A 13,933-nucleotide genomic window follows, 5' to 3' on the forward strand; every position below is an offset into this window, starting at 1 on the left:
CGATTCAGACGAGCTTTAATAACACTACCCTACTATATAATAGTAAGTGGCGTCCCCAAGGGGATTCGAACCCCTGTTACCGCCGTGAAAGGGCGGTGTCCTAGGCCTCTAGACGATGGGGACACTAAAAAAGTGTCACTAGGACAACTGAATGGTTTAACTCGTTTCAGGCGAGTTGCTTAATAACACTGCACTTCCCTATTAAAAATAAGTAAGTGGCGTCCCCAAGGGGATTCGAACCCCTGTTACCGCCGTGAAAGGGCGGTGTCCTAGGCCTCTAGACGATGGGGACACTAAAAAGTGTCACTAGGACAACTGAAAGTTTAGACTCGATTCAGACGAGCTTTAATAACACTACCCTACTATATAATAGTAAGTGGCGTCCCCAAGGGGATTCGAACCCCTGTTACCGCCGTGAAAGGGCGGTGTCCTAGGCCTCTAGACGATGGGGACACTAAAAAGTGTCACTAGGACAATTGATTAGTTAAACTCACATCCTGAGCTTTAAGGTAATGGCGTAATAGTACAAATAAAGACTCGAGCTTTATGTGTTACGCTATTTTCTCGGTAAAACCGCCTTTAACTAAAAGTTAAGTGGCGTCCCCAAGGGGATTCGAACCCCTGTTACCGCCGTGAAAGGGCGGTGTCCTAGGCCTCTAGACGATGGGGACACAGAAAACTGCTACCCTAGGACAAACACTAAAAATTGGTGGAGCTATGCGGGATCGAACCGCAGACCTCTTCGCTGCCAGCGAAGCGCTCTCCCAGCTGAGCTATAGCCCCAACTTATTCAATACGCTCGGTGATAACCACGTCGTGTATCGCTTAGTGCGGGGCGCATTCTATGCACCCCCCAAAATAAAGTCAACAGTTTTTTGTGCGACATTATTTAAATGGTTTAATTTTCAACAAACTGGCTATCATACATGCTAAAAAGTAGATTTTCATAGTATTAAGTAACCATGAGTTACGTTAAGTGTGCCACATTTGCGTTTGAGTTGAGAATAACGACTTTATAATACTAAAAGTACCTATTCAGATCGGACTCAAAAGGTATACATTTATATGCAAATTGAGTTACCACCGCTTTTTGCCTAAAACGGGCCTACTTCCATCATAACCTAGCTGGATTTTATTAAATGCTAATTGTAAAGCTTAACTATGCTAAGCGATAAACAACTTGCTAATTTGAGTGGTTTAAACAATTGAATAATATAGGCAGGATGATCTGAACTAGAAAGTTTAACTTTGATTTCTTGGTTGCAACCCTGGCTCGGTAAATCAATTACCACTAAATTGAATTAATTTTCATCCTTAAAAAGCAACAGAGCCCTATCAAGTGAATATGAATGTAGTTACATTAGCGCCCAGCCATGCATGCTTATTGTTCGTTTTATGTTACCTTGTTGATAAAGTGAACACTATTTGCATTGCATTGATTATAAAAGCTTCATTCAGCACATTTTTATCATTCAAGTGTTGACACATTTACAAGTCTATCTATAATAGCGCCCCACAACAACGCAGCAATGTGGTGTTGTTTAGATGCGGGTGATTAGCTCAGTTGGGAGAGCATCGCCCTTACAAGGCGAGGGTCACTGGTTCAAGTCCAGTATCACCCACCACATTCTAATGTGTCGTATCTAAGTTCTATATGGGTAATTAGCTCAGTTAGAAATAATAGAGTGTCATCGTTATTTACAAATAACGGCGAGGTTCACTGGTTAAAGTCCAGTACTATTTATTTTAATAGTAGCGTTTTAATTTATATGTGGGTGATTAGCTCAGTTGGGAGAGCATCGCCCTTACAAGGCGAGGGTCACTGGTTCAAGTCCAGTATCACCCACCACATATAAAAACTGTTATTATATAAGTAGCTATTTGTTTTAAATTTGTAATATGGGTCGTTAGCTCAGTTACAAGAAATGAGAGCATCACCGCTATTTACAAGTAACGGCGAAGTTCACTGGTTAAAGTCCAGTACTATTTATTTTAATAGTAGCGTTTTAATTTATATGTGGGTGATTAGCTCAGTTGGGAGAGCATCGCCCTTACAAGGCGAGGGTCACTGGTTCAAGTCCAGTATCACCCACCACATATAAAAACTGTTATTATATAAGTAGCTATTTGTTTTAAATTTGTAATATGGGTCGTTAGCTCAGTTACAAGAAATGAGAGCATCACCGCTATTTACAAGTAACGGCAAAGTTCACTGGTTAAAGTCCAGTACTGTTTATTTTAATAGTAGCGTTTTAATTTATATGTGGGTGATTAGCTCAGTTGGGAGAGCATCGCCCTTACAAGGCGAGGGTCACTGGTTCAAGTCCAGTATCACCCACCACATATAAAATCTATTATTATGTTAATAGTCATGTGTAAATTTGTAATATGGGTCGTTAGCTCAGTTGGGAGAGCATCGCCCTTACAAGGCGAGGGTCACTGGTTCAAGTCCAGTACGACCCACCATTCTTTGAATGGTGCATATTAAAAGATGTCTAAATGGGTGATTAGCTCAGTTAGAAAAAGAGAGCATCTCCGCTATTTACAAGTAACGGCGAAGTTCACTGGTTAAAGTCCAGTACTATTTATTTTAATAGTAGCGTTTTAATTTATATGTGGGTGATTAGCTCAGTTGGGAGAGCATCGCCCTTACAAGGCGAGGGTCACTGGTTCAAGTCCAGTATCACCCACCACATATAAATTCTATTATTATGTTAATAGTCATGTGTAAATTTGTAATATGGGTCGTTAGCTCAGTTGGGAGAGCATCGCCCTTACAAGGCGAGGGTCACTGGTTCAAGTCCAGTACGACCCACCATTCTTTGAATGGTGCATATTACAAAAATCTAAATCCTCCAGTACCACCTTCCATTTTAATATTCATTATCCTCCACTCTTTTAGTTCAAGTTCAGTATTAATTACCATTTAGAAATTCGTTACCAAGTAATTCTTCGGTTTCAAAAAATCAGTATTCCAATCACATACCAAAGATTTATCTTCAGAGTTTTATTATCTCCAAAATCATTTTGTTTAAACTTACTTTATTACGCGTGCTATCCATTTACTTTAAATGGGTTTTTAGCTCTTTTAAGATAAAATATAAACCTTTAGAATTAATTTGCTTAATAAGCTCTCATCATCGAGGCTAATCTTTAAATTACCTTGTAAGCGTCTAAACTGTTGATTATAGTCTATGTTAAATTCAATTACGCTTAAGCCAATGTCTAAAAATATTTTCAATGAAGCCAAAATACTGATTGTAGAAGAGCAGCCACTTGCTCAAAGCTACATGAAACAGTCGCTCGAAAAAATTGGCTTTGGACATATGCGTTTTGCAGATCATGCTCTAGCGGCAAAAGAACAATGCTTACATGAAGAATTTGACTTGGTAATTTGCTCTTTTAATCTAAGCAAACGCCAAGATGGCTACCAGCTTTATGAAGAATTACGCGCTAAAGCATTAATAAAACACTCTACTGGGTTTATTTTTACATCTGCGGAAACGAGCGGAGAATTAGTTCACAGTGTATTAGAGCTTCAACCCGATGACTTTTTGGTAAAACCCTTCTCTGTACAAGAGCTAAGAGTGCGCATAGAGCGTATTCTCAAACGTAAAAGCGACCTTAAAGCTATATACACTTTAATTGATGACGATAACCAGTCTAAAGCATTGAAACAAATTAATGCCCAACTCGATAAAAGTAATAAATACAGCCCTATTCTACTTAGATTAAAAGGCAATATTTTACTGGCGCTAAAACAAAACCAAGAAGCGAAAGATTTTTTTAAGTCAGTTTTGAATATGCAAAAGTTTGCATGGGCAAAAGTAGGATTGGTAGAAGCCTTAATTGCTAACAATGAGCATATTTTGGCTCAGCGCATGCTTAAAACAATGCTTGAACGTAATGAGACTCGACTTATAGCCTTAGACCTATTGGGGCGTTTAGAAATAAAACTAAACCAATTCGATTTAGCCCAAGACTTTTTAAGCCAAGCTGCACATATTGCCCCACGTAATATAGACCGTCAAAAATCACTTAACAGCGTATCGCTCATTAATAGAGATTACGAAACCAGCTACTTAACTCAAAAAGATATTGCCACTTACGCTAAATACTCAATGCACGATAGCCCAGACATCTATTTAAATGCTGCTCGTGCTGGGATTGATTTTGCATTGACCACAGATCAAACTGACCAAATAACCAGAATTTCTCGTCAAACAAATAAATATATCAATGAGCTAAAAACACAATTCCCAACCAGTAATGCGCAAACCCAAATTGATGTGCTCAATGCTCGCCTTTATTATTTAAAAGATGAACATAAAAAAGCGAAACAGCTCATTGAGCAACTTGATGACAGCGATACTCAAATACGTTCAGTAGATGGTGCCCTAGACAAGGCAAAAGCACTGCATGAATTAGGTTTTCACCAAAAGGCGCAAGCGCTATTTAGCCAAATAATTGATCATTGCGAACGTCACCCAAGTAGAAGCGATGCTACTTACTTGCGTTATATACAGCAACAGCAAAGTGAAAGACGTGATATTAAAATGGGGCCGAAAGAGCTCAATAACCATGCTGTTAAGCAGTTTGAGCGCGGCCAATTAAATGTTGCCTTAGAGGCATTCAGCCAAGCATTTAGAGTCATGCCACACAATCCCAGTATTGCGCTTAATTTATTGCAATGTTTAGTGGATAAGTCAAAAAAATATGGTGACTCTTTCAATAGTCTGTTGGCCCAAAAGTGCTTTAAACTATTAAAAAAATCCCCCCTAGCAGAAGAGCAATCAGAGCGGTTCGATAAACTACTTCAGATTGCTAAAGAAATGAAACTAGAGATTAGTTAGAGCCTGTTTGGCATTAATGCTACGTTATCGCCTATTTATGGTGAGTAACCACACCACATAGGCGCTGCATTGCCTAAATCCCAAACAGGCCGCTGTAAATTTAATCTTGAAAGGTCAACAGGCCCTAGAGCTTTTTCATTGCCAGTGCGTTTACACAGTAGCGTAAACCAGTAGGAAGTGGCCCATCAGGGAAAATATGCCCTAAATGCGCATCACACACATTACAAACAACTTCAACTCGCTCCATGCCATGACTATTATCCATGACATAACCAATCGCTTCCTCAGTTGCCGGTTGGGTAAATGAAGGCCAGCCGGTGCCACTATCAAACTTTTCATCTGCATCAAATAGTAAGTTGTCACAACAAACACACACATACTTACCTGGCTCTAACAAGGTACAACTACTCGAACTATTTGGTCGTTCAGTTCCCTTTTTACGGGTCACATAATATTGCTCTTCGTTTAACAGTTCGCGCCATTGCTGATCTGTTTTAACCACTTTTCGAACCGGTGTTGGATTACCATGGTTGGCAAAATTAACAATATCGTTCCACTTCAACATAACAACCTCATTACGTTATTAATTTAACTAGCAATCATTTATTTGTAGTCTGGTACGACTGTAGCTAATACCACGATCAACGCTATCTAAAGACTATAGTGTGCTTTTCTGTTGCTGTAAGTATACGGCTTACATAGGCATGCAATTGGGCTTGACTGCCAGGAATACTCACGCTTAATTGTCTGTCATTGTTACTATGCACTATTAGCTCATCGTTTCTTATTTCTATCAACTCAATATTACTGATGACTAACCAATGCGGGCCATTTTTTTTATCAAACAGCCCTGTTAAACTAAAAACAAATAAGTGCTGCGCATCGCGTTGAATAAAATTACGCAGCGGATTGCGCATTTTAAACAACGGCGTTAATCGGTAACAACACGAACAAAACACCACAACCCACATAACTAAGGCAGCTTTAAACCAAAGGTGTTCCCCTAAAGAAAAAAAGTAGCCACACGCTATAATTACGAGCCCTATTAAAGCGATTACTAATGCTATTTTTTTATTGATACTATGCATAAGCCCTCTTACTTTTTATCAGTTGCTTTTTCTGTCGGCTCGGGCCAGTCACTAAAGAAAACGCTTAAGTAACGACTTTTTGCCAAATACCACAACACCCATAATACAATCACCATTTGCACAGCTAAAAACAATGAGAAGCGATAATGGCTATGGGCTGCCTGAATACTTAACCACGACAAATCAATTAATGCACACGCAATCAGCGGCCAACGCATATACCGCCAAATACGCGCCAAGCGCTGCGTAGCTTGATGCGAGTCTCTTGGTCTGCGTAAACAAAATAAAATAGTAGGTACAATGGCTACTGCACCGATCGCTATAGCAATAAAAAAATCATTTTTTGATCTAAAAAACAATGACATTAAATCAAGCTCAGGTCGACGACTCAACGCGGCTATCACCCAAATAAAATAGGCACGCAGTAGCACTAAAATACTCAAGTGGAATGCTAATGGCGTACGATAGCTACCATATTTATCCCAGTATTCAGGCCCATATCGACTCACAACTGATTTTTCCTATCGGCAATAGTGCCCAAAATAAAAAATGCCACTAATAAGGTAAGCGCTAACCACTTAGTGCCAAAAAACAGTAAAGCTTTAGTTAGCAGTGGGCTTAACCACACCACTAACAAGCCAAAGCCAAACGCGGTGATCAACACAAAACACGCCACCCTAATAATAAAGTGGCGCCTAGCTACGACGCCTTTGGTTAACTTTAAAATGTCATCCGCATACAGCGACACTAAGCACACCATTAAAAGCAGTGATAAATGCGACAAATAGCCCTGTAACCATTGGCCTAGGTCAATTAACAAGGTATTAAGTATATTTGTAAAACTAGCCATTATGAGTCTCTAACAAAGTAATTAAATCATCCTCTGTCAGTATTTCTATACCAAGCTCTTGCGCTTTGGTGAGCTTAGAGCCAGCCTTTTCGCCCGCCACTAAGGCATCTGTTTTTGCTGAAACACTGCCAGAAACCTTGGCGCCTAATTGTTGTAGGCGCGCTTTTGCATCATTACGATTAAGCGTATTAAGCGTCCCAGTTAGCACATAAGTTAAACCCGCTAGCGGCTGTTCTTGCTCTGATGGCGCTGTTAACTGTGGCCAGTTTACTCCTTGCGCTATTAATTCGTTTACCACTGTCAGGTTATGCTCTTCAGTAAAAAAGCCGCGAACATGCTTCGCCACTATTTCACCTACATCGCTTACTTCTATTAGTTGTTCAATGCTGGCATCACTCACGTTTTCAAGCGTTAAAAAGTGATTAGCCAAATTCTGAGCTGTGGCCTCACCGACTTCACGAATACCCAGTGAATATAAAAACTTTGCTAAGGTAGTGGTTTTAGCATCATCAAGCGCCGCAACTAAGTTTTTTGCTGATTTTGGTCCCATTCGTTCAAGTGATTCAAAATGTCCCTGCTTTAAAATAAATAAATCAGCAGGGGTTTTGATCAGCTCTCGGTCAACTAATTGATCAACAATTTTGTCGCCTAAGCCGTCAATATCTAAAGCCTTACGTGAGGCAAAATGTTTAATCGCTTGTTTGCGCTGTGCTTGACATACCAAGCCGCCTGTACAACGTGCAACAGCTTCACCTTCAACCCGCTCAACGTGCGAGTCACAAATTGGGCACATAGTTGGAAACACAATCTCTTTTGCATCGCTTGGGCGTTGTTCAAGCACTACTTGGGTAATTTGTGGGATCACATCCCCAGCGCGACGAATAATCACAGTGTCGCCCACTTTTACGCCTAAACGGGCAATTTCATCAGCATTATGCAGCGTTGCATTCGATACCGTAACACCACCAACAAATACCGGCTCTAGTCGCGCAACAGGGGTAATAGCCCCAGTACGCCCTACTTGAAACTCTACGTCTAGTAAGTGTGTTATTTCTTCTTGTGCCGGAAACTTATAAGCAATAGCCCAGCGCGGCGCACGCGCAACAAAGCCTAGGCGCTCTTGTAGGGCTTTTTTATTTACTTTTATTACCACGCCATCTATTTCATATTTTAACTCGCTACGGCGCGTTAAAATGTCATTATAATAGGCAAGCGCGGCCTTTGGGCCTTCAACTAGTTTTGTTTCTGGACACAGTGGTAATCCCCAGTCGGTAAGCTTGGCAAGTTGCTGGTAATGATCTTCAGGTAATGTGCCATCGGCGACCAATCCGGTGCTGTAGGCATAAAACATCAGTGGCCGTTTTGCGGTAATTTTTGAGTCTAGCTGGCGTAAACTGCCCGCTGCCGCATTACGTGGGTTTACAAAAACTTTGTCACCGCGCTTTTCTGCTTCGGCATTTAATTTTTCAAAGCCCGCGCTATCCATAAACACTTCACCGCGCACTTCAAGCTCACGCGGGTAATCATCACCACGTAACTTTAATGGCACATTGCGAATTGTTTTTACATTTTGAGTAATATTTTCGCCAGTAAAACCATCGCCACGAGTCGCTGCTTGCACTAATACCCCATCGCGATAAATAATCGATACCGCTAAGCCATCCAGTTTAGGCTCACAGCAAAATGTAAGCTCGTCGGTGCTCATTAAACGCTCTTTAATACGACGATTAAAACCATTGAATTCGTCTTCACCAAAAGCGTTATCAAGCGACAACATAGGCACTTGGTGTGCTACTTGCTCAAACTTGGCAAGCGCCGCCCCACCTACTTTTTGAGTAGGTGAATCTGCAGTTAAAAACTCAGGGTGCTGGGTTTCTAATTCGCTCAAAGTACGTAATAAGCGATCATATTCGGCATCGGGTATGCTGGGTGTATCAAGCACATAATAACTATAATTGTGTTGCTCAAGCGTGGTACGAAGATGATTAATTTGCTCACTAATGCTGCTTGCCATGTAGACCTCAAAAACATAAAAAAAGCCACTTTGACGAGTGAACGCCCAGTGGCTTACAAAATTTAACTTATGCGTATATTACGCAGAAAATGCGCGAACCTGCTCAACATATTGACGAATACGCTCTACCGTCATTTCGTTTCGCTCAGCATCCAAGATTTCAGCTCCAAATTCATCTGCTAGCTTCTTAGCGGCGCTGTGCAGCATATTAAACGCAGCAAGGCCATCGCCATCACATGGTAGAGTCATAAATAAGCTCACGCCTGCGGTGCTAAACTGTTCCATATTATCAATATCGAACGTGCCAGGGTTATACATATTTACCAGTCTAAATAACACCGGCCCTTGGCCTGCAGGGTCTAGATGGCGATTAAAAAAGCCTTCTTCTGAATATTTAAAACCTAGCGTGTTAACTGCTGGCAGTAATTTACTGCCTTGCATGGTCAGTCCTTCTGGCATTTGAATATGCACAATCACAAAGTCTGAAACATCTTTAGGGGCGTCTTGTTGTGTATCAACAGCCTCTTCGGTTACGACTTCAAGGTCATCTTCAATAGCTGTATCAGCTGGGCTAACATCTATTTGTGGCTCATCAGCACTGAAGTTTAACTCACTCATTTGTGGCTCTTCTCGTTGCGCTAACGTTGGCTCTTGTGGCTCAGTATGCACAGATGAAGGCTGCTGTTCTTGAACAGGTTCAACTCGCTCGCTTGCAGGGAGTTCAGCATTCTCTTTTTTTCTTACTGACCACAAACCGTGTATTAATAAGCCACCAATGACAAACACACTGATCACAATTAAAACCCATCTTAATTCTTCGGCCATCCCCTCACCTTTTATTATTAATATGCCTAACTGCCATCATTTTACCCAAAACAACTAGCAAATGACTATAAAATTATGCATGTGCAAGTTGCACCGCTTGTTCAATATCCACAGCAACCATGCGCGACACGCCGGGCTCTGCCATGGTTACACCCGTTAATCTACCCGCCATTTCCATTGCAATTTTATTATGGCTTATATAAATAAACTGCACAGATTGTGACATTTCTTCAACCAATCGGCAAAAACGAACCACGTTGGCATCATCCAATGGGGCATCTACCTCGTCCAGCATACAGAATGGAGCTGGATTGAGCCTGAATATAGAAAACACCAATGATAATGCGCTCAGCGCTTTTTCTCCACCACTTAACAAATGAATTGTCGAATTTTTTTTACCCGGAGGTCTTGCCATTATACTAACACCACTTTCGAGTAAATCGTCACTGGTTAATTCTAAGTAAGCACTGCCGCCGCCAAATACTTTTGGAAAAAGCTGACCAAAATCGTGATTCACTTGATCAAAGGTAGACTTAAAGCGCGTTTTAGTTTCACGATCTATTTTATGAATAGCGCCTTCTAAAGCTGTCAATGCCTGGGTTAAATCATCCAGCTGATTATTTAAATAATCACTTCTTTGCTTAGCTTGTTCAAATTCATCAATGGCTGCAAGGTTAACGGCTCCTAATTGCTCTAGCTGATTACTGACTCCAGCAAGTTGATTTTGCGCTGCATTTAATGACAACTCTGCAGGAAGCTCTGCTAAAACCTGTTTTAAATTTTGATTAAGCTCGCTAAGTGGCTCAAGTACCGCTTGCGCTTTTATTAATAGGCTTTGCTCTTCAATACTCAGCTTCTGGTGTTGCTCTTGTAATGCCACCAGCTCAGTTTGTGACGTTTTTAAACTCGCTTGTTTGTTTTGTAATTCTTGTTTTGCTTGAGCTAATTGCTGTTGAATATCCACAAGGGTTTGTTCGCCTTGTTGGTGCTGCACTAATAATTGTTCAATACTTAGTGCAAGCTCTTGCTCAGGAATAAGTAACGCCTCAATTTGCTCTATTAGCTCTTGCGTTCCTTCTACAGCCATTGTTAATGCTTGTTCGGCATGGTTCAACTTGGTTTGACTGAGCTGCCACTCACTACGCACTTTTTGCTCATTAAGGTTTGCCTGATGTGCTTGCGTTTTATACTGTTCAGCATTATTTAAAGCTTGTTTGTAACCTTCATCACTATTTATTCGTGTTCTATCGGCTTGGTTAAGCTCTACAGCTAAGGCCTCTAATTGCTCTGCAAGCTGTTCATTTTTATCAAGCTCTTCACCCAACAATTTGCTTAACTGCTGCTGTTGTTCTAGCAGTGGTTGACGTTGTTGTTGTAATTTCGTCACCTGTTGCTGATGTTGATCAGCTTGCGCTTTGAGCATATCACCACGCGTAGTTGCTACAGCAAGTTGTTGTGCTAATTGGTGAATAGTGTCTTTGCGCTCGTTTTGCTGCTCGGTTATTAATGCAGCTTGCGCTTGATGTTCTTCAAGTGTGGAGTGTGCGTCCGTCAATGCCTGTTGTTGTTGCTCAAGTAAGGTTTCTTGCTGTTTGAGCTTTTTGTGCATTAATAATAAGGAGTTTTCTGCATTTTTTTCGCCACTAAGATGCCAATTTCGACCATGTAACGCTCCTTGCTTGTCCATCACTGCAATATAACTGGCATCGTTAAGATGGTGAGCTTCACCCTCGGCATCATAAGCAATATGGTTTAATAACTCTGGGTAGATACCAGCGCTAATAAAGGCAGCAATACTATTGCTTGCCACAGACTGTGAGGGTATTTGCCACGTGCTATTTTCTGCTTTACCTGGTGAAACATGAATATGCTCAAGTGATGACAGCGCCTGCTCTACTAAAAACTCATAACCCGGCTGAACAGTTAACTGCTTGAATAAAGTTAAAGTTTTATCGCTGTTTTTTTCAAGTCCAAGGGTAGTTTTTAGCCCTGCTATACCGGCTTTTAGTTCATTAACTTGCTGAGATAAATGCTGCCATTGCTGCTGAGCTTCATCAAGCTGTTGCTGCTGTATTGCCTGAGCACTTTGACCTCTACTATGAGCAGTTTGCGCGTTAGCCAGCTGCTCTGTTAGCGTTTGTCTGTGCTGCTGTTGCTGAATTAATTGCTGCTCTATCTCACTGCGTTTTAACTCATCTATTTGCTCATCAAGCTGCGTTAGTTGTTGCTTAACATAACTGATTTTCTGCTCTGTATGTTTTACTGCATTTGCATGCGCTAGCTGCTGATTATTTAATTTTTGATAGTCTTCTGTTAGTGATTGCCACTGTGACGTGTCGGCATTTTTAATCTCCAGCAGCCGATTAACCTCATCGGTAAGTTCTATAACCTGCTCGCTACACATTAAGTTATGCTCTACAGCCTGTTGCAAGTTGTCATCTAACTCTTGGCAAAGACTTTGTTGCTGCGTTTTGACTTCTTCACTTTGGTTTTTTTGTTGCTCTAACTTGGCTAAATTTTGTTTCAGTGAAAGCGTTTGTTGCTTAATGCTAATCTGCTGCTGTTCACTGCGAGTCAATTCGGTATGCGTAAGGTGCTGCTGTTGCTGTGCATCATCGAGTTTATCTTGTTGAGCTTGCACTTGAGCATCAAGGCTTGCCAGCACATCATCATGGCCTGAATGCGCCGTTTTAAAGAAGCTGATTTGGTCATCCAGCTTTTTTATTTGCGCACTTTTATCGAGCTGTTGTTGATGCAGTTTTTGCCATTTTAATACCGCTATTTGCCCCTTTAAGGTGCGCTCTTGGGATTTAAGTTCGCGATATTTTTTAGCCTCAACCGATTGTACCGCCAGTTTATCAAGCTGGTTTTGTAACTCTTGACGAACATCAAGCAGTCGCTCTAGGTTTTCTCGGGTGCTTTTTATGCGTGTTTGCGTTTCGCGGCGACGCTCTTTGTATTTAGAGACCCCTGCGGCTTCTTCTAAGAAAACACGTAGCTCTTGCGGTTTGCTCTCTATTAAACGTGAGATCATCCCTTGTTCAATAATAGCGTAGCTTCGCGGCCCAAGGCCCGTGCCTAAAAATATGTCGGTAATATCACGTTTTCGGCATTTACTGCCATTTAGAAAGTACAATGACTGACCATCGCGAGTCACCAAACGCTTAATAGCCACTTGGTTACGATCAGCAAAAGTATTGGGTAACTTACCCTGGGTATTATCAAATATTAATTCAACGGAGGCTTGCGAAATGGGCTTGCGGTTAGTAGAGCCATTAAAAATGACATCGGTCATGGCATCGCCACGTAAATTTTTAGCTGAGCTTTCACCAAGCACCCATCGCACCGCATCAATGACGTTTGATTTGCCACAGCCATTAGGGCCGACAACACACGTCATTTGGTCAGGAAATGGAATTTTAGTGGGCTCTACAAACGATTTAAAGCCCGCTAATTTAATAGTGCTTAAGCGCATTTTATTGTTATTACCGATTTATTATTGTTTTTTACTATAAGTAACTTAACGCATAAATAGCTAAAAAGTTAAGCTTGGCGTTTAAAATTATCTAAAATAATACCCGTGGCCATTGCTACATTAAGCGACTCTGCACCGCCAAAAGCCGGAATGGTTATTTTGTTGCTCACTAATTTTGCACACTGCTCGCGTATTCCATGTGATTCACTGCCCATAAGCAATACACCTTGGCCACTAAATTTAGTGCTATGCACACTTTGGCCATCTAAAAATGCACCATAAATAGGCATATTTAATGTAGATAAGTATTCAGGCAATTCAACTTGGCTTACCGATACGCGAACGAACGATCCCATTGTGGCGCTAATTGTTTTTGGGTTATACGGATCGGCACTGTCAGTGCTAGCAACAATATGTTTTATACCGTACCAATCAGCCACGCGAATGATGGTACCTAAATTCCCAGGATCAGATACGCCATCTAAGGCTAATATTAAACTGTTTTCATCTGGTAATACGGTGCTTGGCATATCAACAATTGCAATAGCCGCATTATTACTTACCAAAGTACTTACCTTTGTTAGCAGCTCTTCATCCGCTGTAATAAAATGCGTTTGAGGGTATGAGCTTTGGTTATTATCAATAAAGCTTTGCGTTGCAAATACATCGTTTACTTTTAATGGGCTATTTAATAACTCCAGTACATTTTTTTCGCCTTGTACTAAGTATTGGTTAAATTGCTTGCGATACTTTTTTTGGCCAAGCTGGCGAATAAGTTTAAGTTGGTTTTTTGAAATCATGACAGCCCCATTAAATTATCTGCACAGT

At 41.0% G+C, this 13,933-nt stretch carries 9 protein-coding genes and 12 tRNA genes; 8 read left to right on the forward strand and 13 right to left on the reverse strand.

Annotation, left to right across the window (positions count from 1 at the left end):
- Window positions 1-47: 47 nt before the first annotated feature.
- From AC0VZ5_RS10055 to AC0VZ5_RS10075, 5 genes are all read right to left on the reverse strand, one after another.
- Window positions 48-123 (reverse strand) — tRNA-Glu (locus AC0VZ5_RS10055).
- A 93-nt stretch (window positions 124-216) separates the two neighbouring features.
- Window positions 217-292 (reverse strand) — tRNA-Glu (locus AC0VZ5_RS10060).
- An 85-nt stretch (window positions 293-377) separates the two neighbouring features.
- Window positions 378-453, reverse strand: a tRNA-Glu gene (locus AC0VZ5_RS10065).
- 142 nt (window positions 454-595) lie between these two features.
- Window positions 596-671, reverse strand: a tRNA-Glu gene (locus AC0VZ5_RS10070).
- Between the two features lie 36 nt (window positions 672-707).
- Window positions 708-783, reverse strand: a tRNA-Ala gene (locus AC0VZ5_RS10075).
- Between the two features lie 766 nt (window positions 784-1,549).
- Between AC0VZ5_RS10075 and AC0VZ5_RS10080 the strand changes: the two genes are divergently transcribed.
- The 8 genes from AC0VZ5_RS10080 (at window position 1,550) to AC0VZ5_RS10115 (ending at window position 4,853) form a co-directional block, all read left to right on the forward strand.
- Window positions 1,550-1,625 (forward strand) — tRNA-Val (locus AC0VZ5_RS10080).
- A gap of 148 nt (window positions 1,626-1,773) precedes the next feature.
- Window positions 1,774-1,849 (forward strand) — tRNA-Val (locus AC0VZ5_RS10085).
- 170 nt (window positions 1,850-2,019) lie between these two features.
- Window positions 2,020-2,095: transfer RNA gene (locus tag AC0VZ5_RS10090), tRNA-Val, on the forward strand.
- 170 nt (window positions 2,096-2,265) lie between these two features.
- Window positions 2,266-2,341: transfer RNA gene (locus tag AC0VZ5_RS10095), tRNA-Val, on the forward strand.
- A gap of 49 nt (window positions 2,342-2,390) precedes the next feature.
- Window positions 2,391-2,466 (forward strand) — tRNA-Val (locus AC0VZ5_RS10100).
- A 151-nt stretch (window positions 2,467-2,617) separates the two neighbouring features.
- A tRNA-Val gene (locus tag AC0VZ5_RS10105) sits at window positions 2,618-2,693 on the forward strand.
- A gap of 49 nt (window positions 2,694-2,742) precedes the next feature.
- A tRNA-Val gene (locus AC0VZ5_RS10110) sits at window positions 2,743-2,818 on the forward strand.
- 376 nt (window positions 2,819-3,194) lie between these two features.
- Window positions 3,195-4,853: a response regulator gene (locus AC0VZ5_RS10115; protein ID WP_475472675.1), complete on the forward strand. Its 1,659-nt coding sequence runs from the start codon at window positions 3,195-3,197 to the stop codon at window positions 4,851-4,853.
- Between the two features lie 124 nt (window positions 4,854-4,977).
- On the opposite strand, the gene msrB is transcribed toward AC0VZ5_RS10115, so the two are convergent.
- From msrB to AC0VZ5_RS10155, 8 genes are all read right to left on the reverse strand, one after another.
- Entirely contained in the window at window positions 4,978-5,418 is a 441-nt protein-coding gene (gene msrB / locus AC0VZ5_RS10120) for a peptide-methionine (R)-S-oxide reductase MsrB (protein WP_008115220.1), read from the reverse strand.
- An 82-nt stretch (window positions 5,419-5,500) separates the two neighbouring features.
- Window positions 5,501-5,941, reverse strand: a complete 441-nt coding sequence (locus tag AC0VZ5_RS10125; RefSeq protein WP_475472677.1) for a hypothetical protein — start codon at window positions 5,939-5,941, stop codon at window positions 5,501-5,503.
- Between the two features lie 8 nt (window positions 5,942-5,949).
- On the reverse strand, window positions 5,950-6,450 hold the full coding sequence (locus AC0VZ5_RS10130) for a DUF2919 domain-containing protein (RefSeq protein ID WP_131691260.1): 501 nt from the start codon (window positions 6,448-6,450) through the stop codon (window positions 5,950-5,952).
- Complete coding sequence (locus AC0VZ5_RS10135) at window positions 6,447-6,791, reverse strand: DUF3392 family protein (RefSeq protein ID WP_475472679.1); 345 nt, start codon at window positions 6,789-6,791, stop codon at window positions 6,447-6,449. The genes AC0VZ5_RS10130 and AC0VZ5_RS10135 overlap by 4 nt, the downstream gene beginning before the upstream one ends.
- The gene (gene ligA / locus AC0VZ5_RS10140; protein ID WP_475472681.1) at window positions 6,784-8,805 is read right to left on the reverse strand and encodes an NAD-dependent DNA ligase LigA; all 2,022 of its coding nucleotides are present in this window, start codon (window positions 8,803-8,805) and stop codon (window positions 6,784-6,786) included. Before ligA ends, AC0VZ5_RS10135 begins: the two co-directional genes overlap by 8 nt.
- Window positions 8,806-8,883: 78 nt before the next feature.
- On the reverse strand, window positions 8,884-9,630 hold the full coding sequence (gene zipA, locus AC0VZ5_RS10145; RefSeq protein WP_054202488.1) for a cell division protein ZipA: 747 nt from the start codon (window positions 9,628-9,630) through the stop codon (window positions 8,884-8,886).
- A 73-nt stretch (window positions 9,631-9,703) separates the two neighbouring features.
- Window positions 9,704-13,105, reverse strand: coding sequence for a chromosome segregation SMC family protein (locus tag AC0VZ5_RS10150; RefSeq protein ID WP_475472683.1), 3,402 nt, complete (start codon window positions 13,103-13,105; stop codon window positions 9,704-9,706).
- Window positions 13,106-13,173: 68 nt separating this feature from the next.
- Window positions 13,174-13,905: a TrmH family RNA methyltransferase gene (locus tag AC0VZ5_RS10155; RefSeq protein ID WP_475472685.1), complete on the reverse strand. Its 732-nt coding sequence runs from the start codon at window positions 13,903-13,905 to the stop codon at window positions 13,174-13,176.
- Window positions 13,906-13,933 lie beyond the last annotated feature (28 nt).

This window comes from Pseudoalteromonas sp. QJM3NY_12, assembly GCF_056173165.1.